This is a genomic window from Streptomyces cyaneus, assembly GCF_004028635.1.
Classification (GTDB): Bacteria; Actinomycetota; Actinomycetes; order Streptomycetales; family Streptomycetaceae; genus Streptomyces; species Streptomyces cyaneus.
In genome coordinates this window covers 10091-32500 of sequence record NZ_RQJW01000022.1, presented here as the reverse complement: position 1 = coordinate 32500, position 22410 = coordinate 10091, and the positions used below count along the sequence as shown (strand labels likewise).

Sequence of the window (22410 nt, the reverse complement as noted above, 5' to 3'; positions counted from 1 at the left end):
CCTCCTAGATCGTGGTGGCCAGGGGCAGCGCCGGATCGCCGCTCCATTCCACGAGGCCGTCATCGTAGAGAGCGACGTCACGCACGCCCAGCATCTGCAGCGCGAACGCGTCAATGGTGGCGTCCACCCCAGCGGCGCAGTACGCGACGACCTGTTGGGCCTGCGTGGCACCGACTGCCTCGAACCTGGCGGTGAGTTGCCGGGCAGGGAGGAAGCAGCCGGTGTCCGGGTCGAGGAGCGCCGCCGCCGGAACGTTGACGCTGGAGGGGATGTGGCCGATGCGGCCGTGCGCGACCGGGATGTGGCCGGCGTGCTGTTCGGGTGACAACGCGTTGACGAGGCGGACGCCGGGGACGTCGATGGCGGCCTGCACCTGGTCACGGGTGACGAACAGCTCGGGACGGGGCCGGGGTGTGAAGCTGCCGCGGCTCACCTGGGGAACGTCCTTGCTCACCGGGCGGCCCTCGGCGGTCCACTTCCTCCAGCCCCCGTTGAGCACGGCGGCGTTGTCGTGGCCGAGCCATCGCAGCATCCACCAGAGCCGGGTCGCGAACGCCGTGTGGGCGCGGTCGTAGAGGATCACGGTGTCGTCGTTGCTGATACCGAGCCGCTCGATGGCGGCGGCCAGGACGTCGGCCGACGGAATGGCGAACGGCTTGGGCGCGGTGGGGTCGGCCAGTTCCACGAGGAGATCGGCGAAGACGGCGCCCGGGACATGCCCCTCGAGGTAGCCCTCGTGACCGGGGCCGAGATCGACGCCGCCCTCGGGGAGCAGCGACAGGTTCACCGTGCAGTCGACGACGACGATCCCCGGCCGTCCCAGCTGCTCGGCGAGCCACTCGGTCCCGACGAGCGCCGAGGGCAGCCGTGCGGTGTCGGGGCGGGCAACGCCCTTGCCGTCCCGAACGCCGGCCGACCTCACGTCCGGCCCGTCCGTACCGCCCACGGTCCCGGCAAGGGTGACGGGGTCGGACACCGGCCCGCGGGTCATCAGCGCCGCGGCGAGCACGGCGATGAGGAGCGTGCAGCCGGCGCAGATCAGGAACGCGACATGGATGGCATCGACGAAGGACTGATGCACCGCCGAGGTGAACTCGCCCCGGTCGACGGGCAGATCGGGGATCGCCCCCGCACCCTGACCGGCACTCGCGCCCGATCCGCCGATGCGTTCCGCGATCTGGTGGCCCGCGCCTGTGGCCACGCCCAGATCGGTGAGAGCCGCGACGACCTTGTCCTTGAAAACCGTCACGACGACCGTGCCCAGAACCGCCGCACCGGCGGTGAATCCCGCGATCCTCGTGGTGTTGATCATCGAGGAACCCAGACCCGCCCGTTCCGGAGGCGTGGACGCCATCACGGCCAGCGTCAGCGGGGCGAACATGCAGCCGATGCCGCCACCGACGAGCCCGAGCTTCCACCACACCGAGCCGAATCCGGAGTCCGCCTCCACCGTCATCAACAGCAGGAAGCCGGCACTCACCAGCACCCCGCCCACGATGATCGGAATGCGCGGCCCGAGCTTGCCGGCGATGGTGCTCGCCGGCGGCGAGAAGAAGAAGATGCCCAGCGTCAGCGGGAGCAGACGCAGACCCGTCTCCAGCGCCGAATGCGCCTGCACGGTCTGGAAGTACTGGGCCATGAAGAACATCGCACCGACGATGATGAATCCGAGCAGCGACGCGATGACACTGGACACCGCGAAGGTGCGGTTGCGGAACAGATCGAGCGGCAGCATCGGCTCCCGGCTGCGCATCTCCACGGCCAGGAACGCGCCGAGCAGCAGCACGGATCCGACCAGAAGGCCGACGATCAGCGGGGATCCCCATCCCTCACGCTCGCCCTGGATCAGCCCCATGATCAGGCAGAACAGACCAGCGGTCACGAGGATCTGGCCAGGGACGTCGAGATGGCCGGCGCCTGGGTTCCGCGACTCGATCAGCCAACGGACGCCGAGGACCAGGGCCAGCACGCCGACCGGCAGGTTGATCAGGAAGATCGCGTGCCAGCTGAACGACTCGATCAGCACGCCGCCGAACAGCGGGCCCAGGGCCAGCGCCACACCGGAGACGGCCGTCCAGATACCGATCGCCTTCGCCCGGCCCGGCGGGTCACTGAAGGTCGACACCAACAGGGAAAGGCTTCCGGTTTCGATGGCGGCGGCGCCGATCCCCTGCAGCACCCGGCCGAGGACGAGCACACTGAAGCTGTCCGTGAAACCGCACAGGGCGGAGCCGATGACGAAGACGACCAGCCCCGTGAGGAACACCCGTTTGCGGCCGAGCCGGTCTCCTAAGGTGCCGGTCGTCAGCATCAGCGCGGCGAATGGCAGCGTGTAGGCGTCGACGGTCCACTGGAGTTGCGAGATCTCCGCGCCGAGATCCTTCTGGATCTCGCCGAGGGCGACGAAGATGATGGACCCGTCGAGCAGGACCATGAACGACCCCAGGCTGGTGACCAGGAGCGTCAGGGCCCTGCTGCTGCGTGATGTTGTCTCCATGGTGCGTGAGCTCCCTGAGAATGTGCGTGGTGAGGGGCTCAGCCGGCGGTCGGCTGCTCCTGGTACTTCGGGAAGAGGCTGAGGAACTGGGGAGGCACGAGGAAGGGGTGCACCTCCACGCGGTCCCACACCTTGTTGACGATGTAGGGCTCGTTCTTGAGCCATTCGTCGATCTCGTCGCGGGTCTCGAAGTCGACGATCAGAACTCCGCCGGCCATCTTTCCGGCGCCGTCGAGAATTCCCCCGCCGAACAGGAAGCTTCCGTCGGCCATCATCTTCTCGCCGTTGGCCATATGGGCCGGACGGACGAGCATCCGCCGCTCGAAGGTCCCGGGGGCGGTGCTGTCGTAGGCGATGACTGCGTACAGCAATGCGGCTGTCCTTTCCGTGCGCCGCCGAGGCGGGCGGTCAGTCCTCGTCCCGCCGGCCCCAGACCGAAACGGTGATCGGGGTGTACAGGACCGTGTCCGAGGGCTGCTGGAGCTCGTCGAAGGCAGCCTCGATCTCCTTCTGTCCCATGAGGCCGACCTTGGTGATCATGGGGGCGAGCTTGGCCAGACTCAGCACGATGGTCTGCATCTCGGGAGTGCCCGCCTGCACCGCGGTGAGCTGGCAGTCGGTGCCCATGAACTTGAGTCCCGTGCGGCGGAATGCCGGCAGGAGCTTCATTCCGTATCCGGGGTCGGCGCCACCGAAATAGAAGAAGGTCTCCAGGGCGGTGGCGGCCCGGGTGAGCAGCGGAGAGGGCGGATCGACCCGCTGAATGCTGCGGATGTCGGCCTCTTCGACCAGAAGGTGCCCACCGGGCTTGAGTGCTTTGGCGAACTCACCGAGTACGCGCTCCCGGTCCGGCAGATGCATCAGGAGGATCTTGGAGTGGACGAGGTCGTAGGCGCCTTCGTCCAGCGGTGTCGTCGTGATGTCCTGCTGCCGGATCTCGAGGTTGGGCGCGGACAGCCCTTCCATGTACGCGGTCTCGATGTCGATGGCATGGACCTTGCCGAAGTGGCCGACCCGGTTGGACAGCCATCGTGCGATCGATCCCGCGCCCGCCCCGACTTCGGCACAGGTCCACCCCTCGCGGACCCCGATCTGTTCGAGGTAGCGGATGGTGGCGGGGTCGGTGAGGGCCGCGACCTGCTCCAGGCGGACCTTCTCGGGATCGCTTTCGTGCTCGGCCGGTTTGTGCACGTCGTCAACTCCTCGGTCAGGTGTCAGACGCCGGTTTCGAAGAGCTTGGGGACCTTCATCGCGAGCATCATGTCGCCCTTGACCTTGAGCTTTCCGGTCATGAAGGCACGCATCGCGTCCTGGCGGCCCTCGGCGATCGCGACCCATGTCTCGCTGCTGGTCACGAAGGTCGTGTCGGGCTCGTCGACCCCACCCGGGATGAGACGGCCCTGCCCGTCCTTGATCTCGAAGGCCCAGATGCCCGGGTCCACATCGGTGATCTTCCATTGCAGGGTCCGGTTCAGGCCTGCGGCGGCCTCCGTGTTGAAGCGTGTCGACAGGTGTTCGAACAGCTCTCCGACGGTCATGGACATCGGTCGGCTCCTTGTGGTCAGTCCAGGCCGAGTTGGCTCTGGATCTCTTTGACCTGCGGATACACATCGAACAGCTGGAGGTAGTTGCCCTCCGGGTCCTTCACACCGAACGTGCGGCCCGACACCATGTCGACGACCGGGGTCCGGATCTCGTAGCCACCCTCCGCTGCCGTCTTGTGGGCCACCTCGGCGTCGTCCACGGCGAAGCCGAGCATGAGTCCTCCGCTGGCCTCCGGGATGTCCGCCTGGGTGGGCTTGCCGGCCCTGGTCGCCACGTCCTGGATGATGATGCTGGTGGAGCGCTTCTCCGAGCGCAGCCATACGAAGTCGCCCTCGGGGGCGGTGAATTGCGGGACGACGCGGAAGCCGAGCAGGTCGGTGTAGAAGGCCTTGGTCCGTTCCACGTCGTTTGCGATGATGGTCACCGCGTCCAGGTGCGAGAGCACTGTGCGGTCCCTTTCTCGGGCAGGGGATGTGCGTCGGACAGGGGATGTGCGGGAGGCAGCCTCTGCGGCTGCTCGGTGAAGCTAGTCCCGGCGACTTACCGACCGCTTACGGGTCGGGAAAGTGGTGCCGCCGCCCTCGTGAGGCGGGGTCAGGTCATCGAGCCGGAGGATGCCGTACAGATAGCGGGCGGCGATGTCCACCGTCGACGCCCCTGAACCGGCGCCGGGGTTCGGAACGTCTTCGTGATCGGGCGCGACCCGGCTGAGGCCGAGCCGCCTGCGCAGCCCCAGCACGAGCAACTCCCGCGTCGCGGTGGACATGCTGGACGTCCGTTGCCCTGGTGGTCGGGTCATGAGTCCCCCTCGATCCAGCAGAAGGGGACTTTCCGGCGGCGCGGTTACAGACGACTTACACCGGGAGCAAGGTGGCTGAATCGAGGCCCTATAGCTTTCGCTTGCTGCTGGCAGCATGCCTGGTCAAGCCGGAGGGCGGTCCGCGCGGCAGGCCGGGATCCGCCGGGATGTGGGTACTTAGGTGACCAACACTTGCATACCGGGTGTTTCGGATGGTTCCGCCCGGGGAACGACGGGTCGACCGTGGTGCTGTTCAGGGAGTACGGGGGGCGGAATGGACGGATCACCAGGGGGATCGCCGGACGAAGCCGGCCGGTCGGCCGGTGCGCGCGGGGAGTATGAGGCGTGGCTCTTCGGCCCGTTCCGGGTGCATCGTGCGGGCGCCCCGTTGGGGGACCCGCGCAGAGGGCGGGCGAGCGCGCGCACGCTGCTCAAGTGGTTTCTGCTCAACCCCGGACAGGAGTTCCGCGACAGTGAGCTCTCGGACGTGCTCTGGCCCGGCAGTCCGGGGAACCGGGCGAACCGGCTCCATGTGACACAGCACTCCCTGCGTCGGATCCTGGAGCCCGAGCTCGCCACCAGGCAGCCGTCGAGATTCATCCGCTCGGACCCGAACGGGCACTACTGGTTCGACCCGTCCGGCTGCTGGTGGACGGATGCCGAGGACGTCGTGCTGCTGTCGAAGTCCGCGTGTGCCGCACGAAGGGCGGGCAACACACCTGCGGCGATAGCGTCGTACGAACGCTTACTGGCCTACTACGACCAGGGCTTCCTGCCGGAGGAGGTGTACCACGACGCCTTCGCCCCCTTCCGGGCGGCCCATGAGCGCGGCCACGAGGAAGCCCTGCTTCAGCTGTTACGTCTGCACCGCCGGGCCGGTCATCTCTATGAGGCGCTGACCTGCGCGATGAGGATTCTGGACCGTGACCCCTACGCGGAGGAGGCGGCCACAGCCGTCGTGGAGATCCATCTCCAGCAAGGCAGTCTGACGGGGGCCGTTGCGCAGCTCGAGCAGTTCGTCGGCCTCCTGCAGGAGGATCTCGGGGTGCCGCCCAGCCCTGAACTGCGGGCATTGTGGGAGCGGGTGAGGCGGGCGCGATGACGCCGAGGCCGGGGCATCGCGCCCAGCTGCGGCGGCCCCTGACCTGCCGTCACCTTCCACCGCTACGCCCTGCGGGCTACCACCTCCTGGCTGACCGCCGCCAGACGGTCCCAGTCGTCGGCCATCCCGGCGCGGCTGCCGATCTCCCGCATCACGGCGGTGAACAGGGCCCCCGACTTGATCAGCTGAGGACGGATGTGGCCGAACACCTCCAGCGTCACGATGCCGTACAGCTGTGCCCAGGACAGTTCGAACAGCCAGATCAGGCCCAGCCCGTCCTTGCCGAGGAGTCCGACGAGGTCGGGTCTGCCGTCCCCGCCGGGGGAGTGGACGGCCGCGAACGCGTCGTCGAGCTCCTCGCGGGCGGGTACGGGAAACGGGCGCTGCTGCGACAGTCTGACGAAGATCCCCCCGAAGAACTCGGCGAACTTCTGCACCCCGTCGGCGGCGCCCGTCGCGGTGGACGGCGCGAGCGGATGCAGCGGCTTGCCGGCTTCGGACCGGGTGACGTGCTCCCCCGAGAGGGAGTTCGTGTGGAACACCAGCTGGAACTCGTCGATGTGCTCCAGCGCCCAGCAGCGGAAGGCGGTGGCGGCCGCGACCATCTGCGCCGCGGGGTCGTCGTCGCCGTAGGGCTGGGCCGTCGTGGACATCTCGCGGACGATCTCGGCGAAGATGTGGTTCGACAGGAGCTGGTTGAGCGCGGCGACGTTGCCGACGTACCGGTACAGCGCGGGCGCGGTGAAGCCCATCTCGGACGCCACGGCACGCAGCGTCACCTCGCGGCCCTCACGCAGCAGCGACCGGCCGGCCTGGACGATCTCATCGAGGGTGGACTGTCGCAGACGCTCCCTGCGGCTCAACGCCGGGCGCGTCGGCTCCACGCGCCCGGGATCGACCTGACTCATCCGGCACCTCCAAGTTCTTCACCGTCAAGGCGCGCAGAAAGGCAGGTATGCCCAGCTGCCGGATCCACGGTAACGCTTGACAACGCTCGTGAACACCGTTCACCGTTAACGCTAGTAACTGACCCAATACCCATACACGATCGCTACGCAACAAAACGGGGAGGGCGAACGTGCGAGGTATGACATCGGGACCAGCCCTGCTTCCGGAGCCCGAGTGGAGCCATCCACGGGATCGGGAGCACCAAGCCACCTACCGGGCCTACCTGTTCGGGCCCTTTCGGGTCTTCAAGGGGGAAGAAGTGCTCGGCCGGCGTCGGCAACGCCGGGAGAAGGCGCTGTTGTTGCTCAAGTGGTTCCTGCTGAACCCCGGCAAGCCGGTGTCCATGGACCAGCTCATCGACCTCGGCTGGCAGGACACCGCCCCGGACAAGGCGGCCAGCGGCTTCCATGTCGGCATGCACTGCCTGCGGCGGATGCTCGAGCCGGATCTGCGGCCGGGTCAGGAGTCGTCCTTCATCCATCGCAGCGGCACCAACTTCTACCGCTTCGAAGCCGACGAAGGGTGGTGGAGCGACGTGCACGAGGTGGAGCGGCTCTTCGAGCAGGCGCGCGGCTGCGACGCCCGTGGGGACACACGCCGTGCCTGCTTCTACTACAGCAGGGTCGCCGCCTACACCGTCCGCCGGTTCCTCGAGGGTGAGGAGGCCCAGCAGCAGTGGCTGGCCCCCTACCGCAGGCAGTACGAGGGACTCTCCGCACAGGCGTTGCTCCGTCTGATCCAGATCCACAGTGAACGAGGCGAGCTGGACGAGGCGCTGGAGTACGCCTACGAAAAGCTGCGGCTGGACCCGTACAACGAACTGGCCGTCACCACCATCGTCGAGGCCCACCTCAAGCTCGGCCGGGCCGCGTATGCGCTGGACCAGCTGTCACTGTTCCTGCGGTCCGTCGAGCGCGACCTCGGCGCCGCTCCGGGCAGCCACCTGCTGGCGCTGCGGGAGCGGATCATGCATACGCCGCAGCTCGGCCGCGTTCCAGGGAGGCCGGCCCCCGCCCCGGCGCGGCGGGACGTCACCGCGGTGATCTGAGTAGACGTCACCGCAGTGATCTGAGTACCGCTCCGGCGCGGGCGGCAAGGGCCCTGGCGGGCGCCTGCCCCGACCGATCCACGGCGCGATGACGTCCGTGCGCTTCGGGGCGCGGCGCCCGGCCCGACGCCACGACCCTGCGCTCACGGCCCAGCGGTCACGACCCCGCGCTCACGACGCCGCGGTCACGATCCGGCCGCCCGGGCCTCCGCGGCGATGAACGGTGCCTGGTTGAAGATGATCCGCATATGCGTGATGGTGCCGTCCTGAACCGTCAGGCACTCTGCCCCGGGAGCACTCTCGACCGGCAGCGTCCTGGTGTCGTACATCAGCAGCGCCGTCGTCTCGTCACCGAAAGCGGCCAGCAGGCTGGAGTCGGTGAGAATGTGCGTGAAGGGCTCCATGAACCCCCTGAACGCATCGGCGCCCTGGAGGCGTCCGGCCGGTGCCTCGCACACGATGTCGTCGTCGATGTAGGTCATGGCCCGGTCGAAGTCGTGACCGGTCCAGGCCCGGTGGTAGGCGAGAGCGGTCTCCAGGGCTGGGCTGGGTGCGTCGATCATGGCAGCTTCCTGTTGTGTCGAGGTGAACGCGCGGCGCTCGATCGAGAGCCGACCGCTGCCCCCTGCTCAACCGGGTCAGGCCCGCCGGGGACACGCCCCCCGCCGTCCGGGGCCGCCGAATCGCCCATGGGCGAAGGGAATCGATGCCCTCAGCTTGCACATGAAGTAAGTCCTCCGTAATCCCGCCACCGATAGTCATTTGGGATGAAGGGGGATGCATGACCCAACCAGCACGACATCGCATATCCGACCTGTCTGCGGAGAAGCGGGCCCTGCTCGCTCAGAAGCTCCGGACGCGTGTCGCCGGTGGCACCACCAGGCCCGACCACTACGACGCCGTGATTCTGGGAGGCGGGGCCGCCGGCCTCACCCTGGCGCTCCACCTTCGCCGGGAGCGGCCGGGCATCCGGGTGCTGGTCGCCGAGAGGCAGCGGCACCCCGTGCCCGAGGCCACACACAAGGTCGGCGAATCGACCGTGGAGATCGCCGCCCACTACCTGCGGGACATCCTCGGACTCGGCGAACACCTTCAGACACAGCAGATCCGCAAGTTCGGTCTGCGCATGTTCTTCAGCAGCGAGGACAACGCCGACATCGCCGAGCGCGTGGAACTCGGCAGTTCGGTCTTCCCTCCGCTGGCCACCTATCAACTCGACCGCGGACGCCTGGAGAACGAACTCGGCGCGGCCTGTTCCCGGGAGGGCGTCGAGTTCCTCCCGGGCAGCAAGGTCGTCGACGTCGCGTTCTCACCCGACGGGTCCCACCACGAGGTCCAGTTGCTCACGGACAGCGAGCAACACAGCGTCCGGGCCCGCTGGGTGATCGACGCCACCGGACGCGGCCGGCTCCTGCCGCGCCGGTTCGGACTCCGCAAGGACGTGGGCCACAAGGCCAACGCCGCCTGGTTCAGGGTCGGGCACCCCATCGACCTCGGAACCTGGAGCGACGACGAGGCATGGCACGCCCGGATCCGCGAGGGCCGGCGGGAACTGTCCACCAACCACCTGATGGGACCGGGCTACTGGGTCTGGCTCATCCGGCTCGCCTCCGGATCCATCAGCATCGGCATCGTCGCGGACGCCGACGCGCACCGGTTCGAGGACTTCAACACCCTGGAACGGGCCCTGGACTGGCTCGCCGAGCACGAACCGCAGTGCGCCCGGGCCGTCGAGGAACACCGCGACAAGATCCAGGACTTCCGGGTGATGAAGGACTACTCCTACAGCTGCGACCAGGTCTACGACGGCAGCGCACGCTGGTGCCTCACCGGCGAGTCCGGGATCTTCCTCGACCCGCTCTACTCCCCGGGCCTGGATCTGATCGCCATCAGCAACGCACTGGTGGCCGACCTCGTCACCAGGTCCCTGGACGGCGAGGACGTATCGGCCCTGGCGTCCGTGCACGACGCGCTCTTCAGGCGTGTCACCGACATGTGGCTCGCCGTCTACGAGAACCAGTACGCGCTGATGGGCAACGCCCGCGTGATGTCCTCCAAGGTCATCTGGGACACCGCCTTCTACTGGGGGGTCTTCGGCCTGCTCTTCTTCCAGGACAAGTTCCGCACCGTGGCCGGCAGTCCCTCCGTGGCCGCCGACCTGGAACGCCTCACCGACATCAGCAACCGGGTCCAGGCGTTCTTCCGCGAGTGGGCGGCCATCGACGACTCCCCCCTCGAGGCCGGGTTCGTCGACCTGTACTCCCCGCTGAACTTCATGGTGAAGCTGCACGCCGGCATGGCCGACGACCTGCCCGGCAACAGCTTCCCCGAGCGCTTCTCGGACAACGCCAGGCTCCTGGCCCAACTGGCCGGGCAACTGGTCACCGCGGTCATCGACGCCCACGGCGACCGGTACGACGACGACCGCGTCATCGCCCAGGTCCAGTCCTGGCAGCGGGATCCCCTGATCGCCGACCTGATCGCCACCCATCGGCGCGAGCGGCAGCACAACCCCACCAGTGAGGGCTGGATCGCCCTGCGCCCGTCCCGCACGGGGGAGAACAGCGCAGGTCACGAACCGAACGGAGCGGACAGCATGGAACAGCAGAGCAGTGAGGTGAGCTATGCCTGACATCTCCGAGCGCTTCGACGTGGCGATCCTCGGCGGCGGCATCACCGGCCTGACCCTGGCCCTCCAACTCAAGCGCACCGACCCCGACCTCCAGGTCACCGTCCTCGAACGGGGGCAGCACCCGGTGCCCGAGGCCGCCCACAAGGTCGGCGAGTCCAGCGTCGAGGTCCAGGCACACTATCTGCGCGACGTCCTCGGCCTCGAAGAGCACCTCGAGCGGGACCAGTTGCACAAGTTCGGCCTGCGGATGTTCCTCACCCACGCGGGCAACGAGGACATCACCCGGCGTGTCGAGTACGGCCAGATCAGCGAGGCTCCGCTGGCCTCCTACCAGCTCGACCGCGGCCGGCTGGAGAACGCGCTCGGCACCATGGTCGCCGACCTCGGCGTCGACTTCCGCCAGCGCTGCAAGGTCCGCGACGTGGAGCTCGCCGACGGCGACGACGACCACGTCGTACGCGTCCTCGACGGCGAACACGAGCAAGAGCACACGCTGCGGGCCCGGTGGGTCGTAGACGCGACGGGACGCGCCGGGCTGCTCAAGCGCAAGCTGGGTCTGGCCAGGCCGGTCGGGCACCGGGCGAACGCCTCCTGGTTCCGCATCGAGCACGAGATCGACGTGCACCAGTGGTCCGACGACGAGCAGTGGCGGGCCCGGGTCGACGGCGGCCTGCGTCGGCTGTCCACCAACCACCTGATGGGCCCCGGATACTGGGTCTGGCTCATCCCGCTCGCGTCGGGCTCGACGAGCGTCGGCATCGTCGCCGAGGACGAGGCCCACTCCTTCGAGGGGTTCAACACCCTCCAGCGGACCCTGGACTGGCTCGCCGAGCACGAGCCCCAGTGTGCGGCCGAGGTGCGGCGGCACCTGGAGAAGATCCAGGACTTCCGGGTGATGAAGGACTACGCCTACGGCTGCACGCAGGTGTACTCCGAGGACCGGTGGTGCCTGACCGGGGAGGCGGGGGTCTCGATCGACCCGCTCTACTCCTCCGGCGGCGACCTGATGGCGATCAGCAACGGCCTCATCACCGATCTCGTCACACGGGACAGCCGCGGCGAGGACGTGCGGGAGAAGGCCGTGGCCCACAACCAGGTGTACCTGGTGCTCAGCGAGATCTGGCTGGTCGCCTACGAGGGCCAGTACCCCGTCATGGGCAACCCGCAGGTGATGGTGGCGAAGGTCATCTGGGACACGATCATCTACTGGGCCGTACCCGGCCTGCTGTTCTTCCACGACAAGTTCCGCCGCCTCGGCGACAGCCCCGCGGCGTTCGCCAATCTCCAGCGCACATGGCTGCTCCACACGCGGGTCCAGCAGTTCTTCAGGGAGTGGCACCTCGTCAGCAACGAGCCCGCCTCCGACGTCTTCGCGGATCCGTACAGCCTGCTCGACTTCATCGTCGACCTGCACAACGGCATGGCGGCGGGCCTCGCCGACGACGAGCTCGAGGAGCAGTTCGGACGCAATGTGGACCTGCTGGAGCACATCGCGGGCCAGTTGGTCAGCACCGTCGTCGAGCGCCTGGAACAGCGCGGTGCCGACGACGCGGCCAAGGCCCGGATCGAGGAGTGGCGCTGCGACGAACTGCTGCGGGAAGCCGTCGAACGGTACAAGGAGCGCGACCCGGTCGACCCCATCGACAGCGCCTGGATCACCCTCGGCAGCCGGCCCGCGGCGGTGACGCCATGACCGACACCAGCGCGATGAACGACCGCGGCGCCGCGCGGACGGCGCCCGACGACCTCGTCGATGTCGCCGTCGTCGGTGGCGGCGCCGCCGGGCTGACTCTGGCCCTGCAACTGCTCGGGCAGCGCCCCGGCACCCGGATCGTGGTGCTGGAACGCCAGGGACACCCGGTGCCGGAGGCGACGCACAAGGTCGGCGAGTCCACCGTGGAGATCGCCGGCTACTACCTGCGGGAGGTCCTCGGGCTCGGACACCACCTGCAGTCCCAGCAGTTGAACAAGTACGGACTGCGGATGTTCTTCTCCAAGGACGGCAACGACGACATCACCCGCCGTGTGGAACTCGGCCACTCGGTCCGCCCGCCGGGCGCGGTGGGCACCTACCAGCTCGACCGCGGCCGCCTGGAGAACGCCCTGGGCCATGAACTTCTCGCCCGTGGAGTGCGGTTCCTGCCCGGGACGAAGGTCGAGAGCGTGGACCTGCGGCCCGATGCCGAGCACCACCGGCTGCACGTCCGCACCGACGACGGCGCCACCCGGCAGATCCACGCGAAGTGGGTCGTCGACGCCACCGGCCGGGCGTCGCTGCTGAAGCGACGGCTCGGCCTCGCCAAGAAGGTCGGGCACCGGGCCAACGCCGTCTGGTTCCGCGTCGGCTGCCCCATCGACGTCGATCAGTGGTCCGACGACCCCGACTGGCACGCGCGGATCGAGGAGGGACGGCGGGAGCTGTCCACGAACCACCTGATGGGCCCGGGCTACTGGGTCTGGCTGATCAGGCTCGCCTCCGGATCCACCAGCGTGGGCATCGTGACCGACCCGGACCTCCACGGATTCGAGCAGCTCAACCGGTTCGAGCGCGCTTTGGAATGGCTCGACCGGCACGAGCCGCAGTGCGCCGGCATCGTCCGCCGGCACCGCGACAAGCTGCAGGACTTCCGCGTCATGAAGGACTACGCCTACAGCTGCGAGCAGGTCTTCTCCGCGGACCGCTGGTGCCTCGCCGGGGAGGCCGGCGTCTTCCTGGACCCCCTGTACTCCCCGGGGCTTGACCTGATCGCGATCAGCAACAGCCTGATCACCGACCTGGTCACGCACGCGCTCGACGGCGACGACACCGCGGAACGCGCCGCGATCCACAACCAGGTGTTCCTGCTGATCGCCGAGGGCTGGCTCAGCATCTACGAGAAGCAGTACGCGCTGATGGGCAATGCGCGGGTGATGCTCACCAAGGTGATCTGGGACACCGCCGTGTACTGGGCCGTTCCCGGGCTGCTGTACTTCCACGACGTGCTGCGGCACCTGGGCGACCGGCCCGACATGGTCGTCGGTCTGGCCCGCTTCAGCACCGCCAGCCAGGAGGTCCAGCGCTTCTTCCGGGAATGGAGCGCGGTCGACGACGAACCACGCGACCAGGCACCCTTCGTGCGCTTCTACGACTTCGACTTCATGAGCCGCCTCCACATCGGCATGACAGCGGGCCTCGCGGACGCGGACCTGGCCACGCAGTTCGAGGCCAACATCCGTTTCATCGAGCGCCTGTCGGGCCAACTGGTCGCGACCGTGCTGGAGGAGTTCGAGGCCGAACCCTGGAACCCGGCCAAGCGGGAGCAGGCGCGGCGCTGGCGGGCCGACGAGGCCCTGATGGCCCTCGTCGAGGTCCATCTGCGCGAACAGGAGTCGACGCCGCTCGGTGACCAGTGGATCAGGCTCCGTCCGGCCGACGAGGCCGTCGGCACGGGGGAGTCCCGGTGACCGCCGCGCCGGGCGACGGCGGCGCCCTGCGCGAACGCGTGGCACGCCTGCCCGACGACAAGCGCGCCCGCCTGCTGCGCCAACTTCGCGGCCGGCCGTACGCCCCCCAGGACGAGGACAGCTGGTTCGTGCGGTACTCCGCCGCCGACGCACCCGTACTCCGGCTGTTCTGCTTCCCCTATGCCGGGGCCGGCGGTTCGGTGTTCCGCACCTGGAGCGAGGGGCTGCCCGCCGGCGTCGATCTGTGGGCGGCCCAGCTGCCGGGCCGCGAGTCCCGGGTGACCGAACCCGCCCTGCGGCAGCTGGATCCGCTGGTCGAGTCCCTGTACGAGGCCGTCCTGCCGCGGCTGGACCTGCCGTACGCGTTCTTCGGCCACAGCATGGGCGCGCTGGTGGCGTTCGAGCTCACCCGGCGCCTGCGTCGTGCGGGGGCACCACAGCCGTCCCGGCTGCTCCTCGCCGCGTTCCGGGCGCCCCAGCTGCCCAACCCCAACATCAGGATCCATCACATGCCCGACGAAGTGCTCAGAACGGTGCTGCGCAAGGAGGGCACGCCCCCGGAGGTGCTCGACAACGGGGAGCTGATGCGGGCTCTGCTGCCCATGCTCCGGGCCGACTTCGAACTGTGCGACACCTATCGGTACCGCGACGAGCTCCCCTTGACGATGCCCGTGTCGGTCTTCGGCGGTGACCAGGACGTGCGCGTCAGCCGCAGTGATCTCGACATGTGGCGGTCGCAGGCCGGCGGGCCGTTCCGGCTCGTCATGCTCCCGGGCTCTCACTTCTTCCTGCACAGCTCACAGGACCTGCTGCTGGCCGAACTCTCCCGGGAGCTCGGGGCGGTGGCCGCTCGCACCGAGGAAGGAGAAAGGTGCCATGACTGACCGGCCTACGGACGAACCGGCGCCGGAACCCATCGCCATCATCGGGATCGGTTGCCGCTTTCCGGGCGGAGCCACGACGCCCGCCGCTTTCTGGGAACTCCTGTGCACCGGAGTGGACGCCACCCGTGAAGTGCCCCCGGACCGCTGGGAAACCGGCAAGTTCCACGACCCGGACGGCGCCAAGCTCGGCAAGATGGCCACCCTGCGAGGCGGATTCCTCGACCGGATCGACGAGTTCGATGCCCAGTTCTTCGGGATCTCCCCGCGCGAGGCTATCTGGCTGGACCCCCAGCAGCGTCTTCTGCTCCATGCCGCATGGGAGGCCCTGGAGGACGGCGGCCAGGTGTCCGCCCGGCTCGCCGGCAGCGACACGGGTGTCTTCATGGGCGGCTTCACCCTGGACTACCAGCTGCTCCAGAACTACGGCGTGCACAGCCGCTACGAGCTCCAGACGCACTCGGCCACCGGCATGATGATGACGATGCTGGCCAACCGGCTGTCGTACTCCTTCGACTTCCGGGGACCGAGCCTCGCCGTGGACACCGCGTGCTCCGGCTCCCTGGTGGCGGTGCACCTGGCGGCCCGGAGCCTGTGGAACGGCGAGTGCTCCCTCGCCCTCGCGGGCGGCGTGAACGTCATGATCGCGCCGAACATGACCATCGCCGAATCCAAGGGCGGATTCCTGTCCCCCGACGGCCGCTGCAAGGCGTTCGACGCGTCCGCCGACGGATACGCGCGAGGCGAGGGCGCCGGCGTCGTGGTCCTCAAGCCGCTGGCACGAGCGCTGGCGGACGGCGACCCGGTCTACGCACTGATCCGGGGGACGGCCGTGTCCCAGGACGGCCACAGCAACGGCATCACCGTCCCCAACGGTGACGCCCAGGAGGCGGCCATGCGCGCGGCCTGCCGGCAGGCCGGCGTCGCGCCGCACACGGTCCAGTACGTCGAGGCACACGGAACCGGAACGCCCGTCGGGGATCCCGTCGAGGCAGGTGCCATCGGCCGGGTGTTCTCCGAAGGACGCCCCACCGGTGACCGTGTGGTCATCGGGTCGGTCAAGACGAACATCGGGCACCTCGAGGCGGCGGCCGGAGTGGCGGGCCTGATCAAGACGGCACTGTCCCTCAAGCACGGCCGCATCCCGGGGCAGCTGCATCACCGCCAACCCAACCCGGCCATCCCGTTCGACGCCCTTCAACTCCACGTCCAGACGGAGCTGGGCGACTGGCCGCCGGCGCCAGGGCCGCGCCTCGCCGGGGTCAACTCCTTCGGTTTCGGCGGTACGAACGCCCATGTGGTCCTCCAGGGCCCTCCCGCCGAGCAGCCGGTCGAGCCGTACGCGGACGACGACCGCCCGTACCTCGTCCCGCTGTCGGCCCGCAGCCCCGAGGCGCTGTCGGACATGGCGGCGGCCCTGGGGGAGGCGCTGGCGGACAGCCCGCACGCCTTGCGGGACGTGGGCCATACGCGCGCGCTGCGGCGCACTCACCACGACCACCGGCTCGCGGTCGTCGCGGCGAGCGCGGCCGAGGCCGCCGAGAAGCTCGGCGCCTTCAGCGCGGGCCGCGAAGCCAAGGGTGTGGCATCCGGTCGCGTCCAGGCCGGGAAACCGCCGAAGCTGGCCTTCGTCTGTTCCGGGATGGGCCCGCAGTGGTGGGCCATGGCCCGGCAGCTGTTGGACAGCGAGCCCGTCTTCCGGGCCGTCGTCGAACGATGCGACAGAGAGCTGGGCAAGTACACCGGCTGGTCACTGCTCGACGAACTCCTCGCGCCCGAGGAGCAGTCCCGCATGGCCGAGACCGAGGTCGCGCAACCGGCCAACCTCGCCGTCCAGCTGGGCCTGGCCGAGCTGTGGCGTTCCTGGGGCATCGAACCCGACGGGGTCGTCGGGCACAGCACCGGGGAGGTCGCCGCGCAGTACCTGGCGGGCGTTCTCGGCTTCGAGGACGCCATCAAGGTGAACTACTACCGCAGCAGCCTCCAGCAGCGGGCCACCGGAAACGGCCGGATGCTCGCGGTCGGTATGACCCCCGAGACCCTGAACCAGGCCGTCGCGGACGCGGGGCCCCTGGTCTCGGTCGCGGCGGTCAACAGCCCGACCGCGGTCACGCTGGCCGGGGACGCGGCGATCCTCGAGGACATGGCGGCGCAGCTGGAGACCTTCGGGGTCTTCCACCGGTTCCTGACCGTCAAGGTGCCGTACCACAGCCACTACATGGACCCGTTGCGCGCGGACCTGGAGAAGGGGCTCGCCGACCTCCGCCCGGCCTCCGCCGCCCTTCCCCTGTACTCGACCGTGACCGGCACGCGCATCGACGGCCGGGGCGCGGACGCTCACTACTGGTGGCAGAACGTTCGCGCGACAGTCCTGTTCGCGGCCGCCTTCCGCCAGATGGTGGCCGACGGATACACCCACTTCGTCGAACTCGGCCCCCACCCCGTACTGGCCGGCTCCATGAGGGAACTGCTGGCGGAGCAGCAGCAGGACGGGCTGGTCGTTGCGTCCCTGCGCCGCGACGAATCCGACGACGTGGTGCTCCTCGGTTCCCTGGGCGCCCTCTACAGCCACGGCCACGAGATCCAGTGGGAGACGTTCTACGGCGACGACGCCCGCCTGCTTCAACTTCCGCCCTACCCATGGCAGTTGAAGAGGTACTGGAACGAATCGCTGGAGGCCCGGGAAGACCGCCACTACACGGAGGTCCACCCCCTGCTGGGACAGCGGATGAACGCCGTCCACCCCACCTGGGAGCGGGAGCTCAACCCACGGCTCCTGCGCTACCTGGCCGACCACCGTGTCCAGGGCAACACCGTGCTTCCCGGCGCCGCGTTCATCGAACTGGCCCTGGCGGCGGCGGTCGAGGTGTACGGCGAGGGGGATCACGCCCTCGAGAAGCTGGAGCTGCGCAAGGCCCTCGTGCTCCCCGACACGGCCGACCCGCGGGTACGCACCACCCTCTACCCCGAGTCGGGCCGGGTCGAGGTCGCCGGCTTCGCGGCCACACCCGGCGGCGACCGCACCTGGACACTGCACGCGACAGCCCGGCTCAGCCGGCGCCCGCCCGTCCGCACCGAGCGAGACCTCGCCGGCGCACGCGACGCCTGTGAGAAGCACGTGTCGCGTGCGGACTTCGACGGCCTCGTCCAGCAGATGGGCTTCGAGTACGGGCCGGCGTTCCAGGCGGTGGAGGAGATCGTCACCGGCCCGCGGGGGGCCGTCGGACGGGTGACCGTCCCCGCCTGCGTCCGCGACGAGCTGGGGACGTACCGGTTCCATCCCAGCCTGATCGACGCCGCGTTCCAGGTCCTGCTCACCTCCGCCGCACCAGGAGTGACGGACGGGACGCTCCCGGCCGGCCCCTACCTGCCCGTGGGCGTCGACAGCGTCACCGTTCTCGGGCGCCCCGCCGACGAGATGTACGTGGTGGCCGAGGTCACCAGCGCCGACGCACGCGTCATCGTCAGCGACATCGCCCTCTGCGACGACCAGGGAAGGGTTCTCGTCGACATCCGCGGCTTTCGAGCACAGTCCCTCGACGCCGTGGCCAGTCTCACCCCCGAACGTATCGACCAGGGCCTCTACGAAGTCCAGTGGCGTGAGTCGCCGCGCGAGGACGCCGCGGAGCCGGAAGCCGACGGCGCGAGCGCGCGGGACGACGACGAGGCGAGCACCTGGGTGCTCTTCACGGACGCGACCGGGGTGGGCGCCGAGGTGGCCCGGTGCCTCACTCGGGCCGGACGCCGCGTCGTCACCGTGGCCCCCGGCGAGGTGCCCGAGCCCGCCGAGACCTCGGCCGGTGGCTATGTGATCGACCCCGCCGACGTCGAGCACTACAAGCGGCTGCTGCGGAAAATCGCTCAACAGACCGAGATCGGCAGGGTCCTGCACCTGTGGAGCCTCGACCTGCCCTTCAGCGAGGACATGCCGGTCACGGCGCTGCGCGACGCCCAGGACCGCGGCGTGCTCTCGGTCCTGCACCTGATGCAGGCGCTCTCCGCCGAGGTCACCCAGCGGCTGCCACGCGTATGGCTGGTCACCCGCACGGCACAGGCGGTCGAAGACAGCCCTCGGCCCCTCGCCCTGCCGCAGTCCCCGATGTGGGGCGTCGGCCGTGTCATCGGCCACCAGGAGTTCGCCGGGATGTGGGGCGGCATCGTCGACCTCGATGCCGGGCCGGAAGCGGAGCAGGCGCGCCGTCTCGTCGAGGAGGTCAGCGCACCCGGCGGCGAGGATCAGGTCGCGTTCCGAGGCGTGCAGCGGTACGTCGCACGCCTGGCGCGGGCCGGCGAGCACCTCACCCCGGCCTTCCCGACGACCCTGCGCGATGACGCGACCTACCTGGTCACGGGCGGCGCGGGAGCGCTCGGTCGCCTGGTCGCCCGGTTCCTGGGCGACCGCGGAGCCCGCCACCTCGTCCTGATGGGACGGACCTCCCTGCCCCCGCGCGACGCCTGGCACGACCTGCCCGCCCAGCACCCGCGGCGCGAACTGGTCGAGGAGCTGCTCCGCCTGGAACGCCGCGGCGTGCATGTCCACTACGCCGCGGTCGACTCCGCCGACGAGGCTCAGCTGCACGCCTGGTTCGCCGAACACCAGCGCCTTCGGCGGCCCCCGGTCGGGGGTGTCGTCCACGCCGCCGGGGTCGTCGAGGACGAGCTGATGCTCCGGATGAACCGGGACACCTTCCAGCGGGTCATGCGCCCCAAGGTCGGCGGCGGCTGGCTGCTGCACCGTCTGTTCGCCGACACCCCACTGGACTTCTTCGTCCTGTTCGGCTCGGTCGGATCGGTCATCGCATCCGCAGGCCAGGCCAACTACGCGTCCGCGAACGCCTTCCTCGACGCGCTGGCCCACCACCGCCGGTCCCTCGGTCTGCCCGCCCTGAGCATCGGCTGGGGGCCCTGGTCGATCGGCATGGTGGAGCAGCTCAACCTGGAGCAGATGTACGCGCGACGGGGCATCGAGCTGATCACCCCCGAAGCCGGGGCGCGCATCCTCGGCCGTCTCATCGGCCAGCGCCCGGCACACGTGGTGGCGATCACCGCCGACTGGGCGACCGCCCGGGCGACCTCGATGGGAGGACAGCTCCCGCCGCTGTTCGCCGAGCTCGGCACGGAACAGGCCGACCTGCCCGGCGAGGACGACCTGGCCGACGCCGGCGCCGTTCTCGACGCCCTGTGCCGCACACCCGAGGCGCACCGCCTGGACGCGCTTGCGGAGCACCTGCACGACATCGTCGCGCTGGTGCTCAAGCTGGATCCGGCGGAGTTCGGCCACGAGGAGAACCTCAGCAACCTCGGCGTCGACTCCCTGATGGCCGTCGAGATCAAGCACCGTATCGACGCCACCCTGCGCGCCGACGTCTCGGTCCTGGACCTCCTCCAGGGCGTGACCGTCCTCGGCCTCGCCCACCGGATCCTGCCGCTCCTCGCCCTGGAGAAGCCCGGCGAACAGGACCTCGCCGGGACGGCCGCGCCCCACCCCGACCCACCGGGCGAGGGACCGCGGGAGGAGGAACTCGCCGCCCTGCTCGCGCAGATCCCCCCCGACGAACTCGAACAACTCCTCGACGAACTGGAGCAGGACCCCTCCGAGAGCCCCACCGAGAACCCGACGGGAGCGATGAACAATGGCACTGTCGCTTAGCAGACTGCGTCGCGCCGTGATGGGCGTCTCGGACGCGGAGGCGACCGCCTTCAGCCGCGGCGACACCCCGACCTGGAAACACCTCGAGACCGTCGTACGCACCGCCGTCGGCGGCTATCACGCGGTCCTCGACGGCAGCCGCCTCGACGACCTCGTCCCCCGCCTGGACCGGATCCCCCTGGAGTTCCGCGGATACGCCTACGAAGGCGCCGCCATGGGACTGACCGGCCTCGACTGCTTCCTGCCGGGCACATCCCGGCTCCAGGCCTACATGGACGGTCCCGGCAACCCGCACATCTACATGGTCCACATCGGGGCGGGGGAGGCGCTGGCCAGGTTGCGCCGCAAACCGGAACCCTTCATGCGCCGCCTGACCGATCCCGCGCTGCGCTGGCTGGTGATGGACGGTTACGGCTTCCACGAAGGCTTCTTCAAGCAGCGCCGGTTCGTGGAACGGCAACAGGTCCCCGTACATCTGTCGCCCTTCGCCCGGCGCGTCTTCGACCAGGGAGTGGGGCGGAGCATCTGGTTCACCTCCGGCGCCGACGTCGACCGGATCGCTTCGACCATCGCCGCGTTCCCGGCGCACCGGCACGCCGATCTGTGGCTGGGCATCGGCGTGGCCTGCGGATATGTCGGCGGGGTCGGCAGGCCCACCGTCGAGGCGCTGCGCCTGGCCGCCGGGCGGCACACGTCGCGCATGGCCGTGGGAACGGCGTTCGTCGCCAAGGGCCGCCTGCGGGCCGGCAACCTGATACCCGACACCGAGCTGGCCTGTGAAGTGCTCTGCGGCGTCTGCGCCCAGGATGCCGCCCGACTCGTCGACCGGGCCTTCGAGGACCTGCCCGACACCCGGTCCGCGCCCGCGTACGACACGCTTCAGCGGCGTCTGGAGACCAGCCTCGCCGTCGCTCCCTCGACGAAGGGGGACACGGCATGAGCGTGCTGGGTGCTGTGATGAGGCCGCTGTTCGAGGTCGCCCCGTCGGATCTCCCCGCCTCGGTGGGCACGGGCGCGGGCGCGGAGCGGCTCAGCAGGGTCGTGTTCACCGTCACGGAGTGCTGCGAGCTCACGCTCCTGACCCGCCGAGAGGCGGCCCTGGTGCCCAAGCTGGACGCGTACCCCGAGGAGTTGCGGGGGTTCGCCTACGAGGGAGCGGGGGTCGGGCTCGCGGCGCTGGACCAGCTGCTGCCGTGGAAGCAACGCACCCGCCGCTTCGTCGACCGGGCGGCGAGCGAGTACATCTTCGCGGTCTACCTCGGCGCGGGCATGGGCCTCGCCCGGATGCGCCGCAACCCGGAACCGTTCCGCCGACGCCTGCGGGACGACGTGTTCAACTGGGCCGTCCTCGACGGATACGGCTTCCACGAGGGCTTCTTCGCCTACCGCCGCCATGTGCAGGAGCGTGCCACGCCGAGACATCTCAGTGGCTACGGACTGAGCGCCTTCGACCACGGACTCGGACGCAGCATCTGGTTCGCCACGGGCGCGGACGTCGAGCGGGTCGCGGCGACCATCGAGGCGTTCCCCGAGTCACGCCGGGGCGATCTGTGGGCCGGTGTCGGTCTGGCCTGCGGATACACAGGCGGGGTCGACGAACCGACGGTCGAGGCGCTGCGGAATCGTGCGGACGGCTGCCGGAGCCGGCTCGCCGAAGGCGTGATCGTGGCGGCCAGAGCCCGGCACCAGGTGGGCAATCCGGCCGAGCACAACGAGATCGCCTGTCGGGTGATCTGCGAAATCGACAGCGGCAAGGCCGCGGACATCGCCGCCGAGGCCCTGGTCGACCTCCCCACCGACGGCGTCGAACCGGCCTATGAGATCTGGCGCCGACGCATTCGGCGGCAGTTCGCCTGAGTCACAT

The 22410-nt window shown here is 69.4% G+C and carries 17 protein-coding genes; 9 read left to right on the top strand and 8 right to left on the bottom strand.

Annotated elements, in window-relative coordinates; genetic code table 11:
- Positions 1-4: 4 nt before the first annotated feature.
- The 6 genes from EHO50_RS41150 to EHO50_RS41125 all read right to left on the bottom strand — a co-directional run bounded on the left by EHO50_RS41150 (position 5) and on the right by EHO50_RS41125 (position 4808).
- Positions 5-2497 (bottom strand): DHA2 family efflux MFS transporter permease subunit, encoded by a 2493-nt coding sequence (locus tag EHO50_RS41150; RefSeq protein ID WP_164905096.1) that lies wholly within the window; start codon positions 2495-2497, stop codon positions 5-7.
- A 38-nt stretch (positions 2498-2535) separates the two neighbouring features.
- Positions 2536-2868 carry a YciI family protein gene (locus tag EHO50_RS41145; RefSeq protein ID WP_164905095.1) on the bottom strand — a complete coding sequence of 111 codons (333 nt, stop codon included), beginning with the start codon at positions 2866-2868 and terminating at the stop codon, positions 2536-2538.
- 37 nt (positions 2869-2905) lie between these two features.
- Positions 2906-3688 (bottom strand): class I SAM-dependent methyltransferase, encoded by a 783-nt coding sequence (locus EHO50_RS41140; RefSeq protein ID WP_220096499.1) that lies wholly within the window; start codon positions 3686-3688, stop codon positions 2906-2908.
- Positions 3689-3711: 23 nt separating this feature from the next.
- The gene (locus EHO50_RS44745) at positions 3712-4041 is read right to left on the bottom strand and encodes an SCP2 sterol-binding domain-containing protein (RefSeq protein ID WP_128436979.1); all 330 of its coding nucleotides are present in this window, start codon (positions 4039-4041) and stop codon (positions 3712-3714) included.
- Between the two features lie 17 nt (positions 4042-4058).
- Positions 4059-4466 (bottom strand): VOC family protein, encoded by a 408-nt coding sequence (locus EHO50_RS41130; RefSeq protein ID WP_220096498.1) that lies wholly within the window; start codon positions 4464-4466, stop codon positions 4059-4061.
- A 102-nt stretch (positions 4467-4568) separates the two neighbouring features.
- On the bottom strand, positions 4569-4808 hold the full coding sequence (locus tag EHO50_RS41125; RefSeq protein ID WP_128436977.1) for a hypothetical protein: 240 nt from the start codon (positions 4806-4808) through the stop codon (positions 4569-4571).
- Positions 4809-5115: 307 nt separating this feature from the next.
- Here EHO50_RS41125 and EHO50_RS41120 point away from each other — a divergent pair, with 307 nt between their 5' ends.
- Positions 5116-5943 carry an AfsR/SARP family transcriptional regulator gene (locus EHO50_RS41120; RefSeq protein WP_128436976.1) on the top strand — a complete coding sequence of 276 codons (828 nt, stop codon included), beginning with the start codon at positions 5116-5118 and terminating at the stop codon, positions 5941-5943.
- 62 nt (positions 5944-6005) lie between these two features.
- On the opposite strand, the gene EHO50_RS41115 is transcribed toward EHO50_RS41120, so the two are convergent.
- Positions 6006-6851, bottom strand: coding sequence for a TetR/AcrR family transcriptional regulator (locus tag EHO50_RS41115; RefSeq protein WP_128436975.1), 846 nt, complete (start codon positions 6849-6851; stop codon positions 6006-6008).
- A 179-nt stretch (positions 6852-7030) separates the two neighbouring features.
- Here EHO50_RS41115 and EHO50_RS41110 point away from each other — a divergent pair, with 179 nt between their 5' ends.
- Positions 7031-7939, top strand: a complete 909-nt coding sequence (locus EHO50_RS41110) for an AfsR/SARP family transcriptional regulator (RefSeq protein WP_128436974.1) — start codon at positions 7031-7033, stop codon at positions 7937-7939.
- 185 nt (positions 7940-8124) lie between these two features.
- Here the strand turns inward: EHO50_RS41110 and EHO50_RS41105 are convergent, their stop codons facing one another.
- Entirely contained in the window at positions 8125-8502 is a 378-nt protein-coding gene (locus EHO50_RS41105; protein WP_086558591.1) for a nuclear transport factor 2 family protein, read from the bottom strand.
- 218 nt (positions 8503-8720) lie between these two features.
- On the opposite strand from EHO50_RS41105, the gene EHO50_RS41100 reads away from it, so the two are divergent.
- Genes EHO50_RS41100 through EHO50_RS41070 form a run of 7 tightly spaced genes read left to right on the top strand, consistent with a single transcriptional unit; the run spans position 8721 to position 22403 of the window.
- Positions 8721-10571 carry an NAD(P)/FAD-dependent oxidoreductase gene (locus EHO50_RS41100; RefSeq protein WP_128436973.1) on the top strand — a complete coding sequence of 617 codons (1851 nt, stop codon included), beginning with the start codon at positions 8721-8723 and terminating at the stop codon, positions 10569-10571.
- Positions 10564-12264, top strand: a complete 1701-nt coding sequence (locus tag EHO50_RS41095) for an NAD(P)/FAD-dependent oxidoreductase (RefSeq protein ID WP_220096497.1) — start codon at positions 10564-10566, stop codon at positions 12262-12264. The genes EHO50_RS41100 and EHO50_RS41095 overlap by 8 nt, the downstream gene beginning before the upstream one ends.
- The gene (locus tag EHO50_RS41090) at positions 12261-14015 is read left to right on the top strand and encodes an NAD(P)/FAD-dependent oxidoreductase (protein WP_220096496.1); all 1755 of its coding nucleotides are present in this window, start codon (positions 12261-12263) and stop codon (positions 14013-14015) included. The genes EHO50_RS41095 and EHO50_RS41090 overlap by 4 nt, the downstream gene beginning before the upstream one ends.
- Positions 14012-14899, top strand: coding sequence for a thioesterase II family protein (locus tag EHO50_RS41085; RefSeq protein ID WP_128436972.1), 888 nt, complete (start codon positions 14012-14014; stop codon positions 14897-14899). The genes EHO50_RS41090 and EHO50_RS41085 overlap by 4 nt, the downstream gene beginning before the upstream one ends.
- Complete coding sequence (locus EHO50_RS41080; protein ID WP_128436971.1) at positions 14892-20546, top strand: type I polyketide synthase; 5655 nt, start codon at positions 14892-14894, stop codon at positions 20544-20546. Before EHO50_RS41085 ends, EHO50_RS41080 begins: the two co-directional genes overlap by 8 nt.
- Positions 20530-21486 carry a DUF1702 family protein gene (locus EHO50_RS41075; RefSeq protein ID WP_128436970.1) on the top strand — a complete coding sequence of 319 codons (957 nt, stop codon included), beginning with the start codon at positions 20530-20532 and terminating at the stop codon, positions 21484-21486. The genes EHO50_RS41080 and EHO50_RS41075 overlap by 17 nt, the downstream gene beginning before the upstream one ends.
- Entirely contained in the window at positions 21483-22403 is a 921-nt protein-coding gene (locus EHO50_RS41070) for a DUF1702 family protein (RefSeq protein ID WP_128436969.1), read from the top strand. The genes EHO50_RS41075 and EHO50_RS41070 overlap by 4 nt, the downstream gene beginning before the upstream one ends.
- Positions 22404-22410 lie beyond the last annotated feature (7 nt).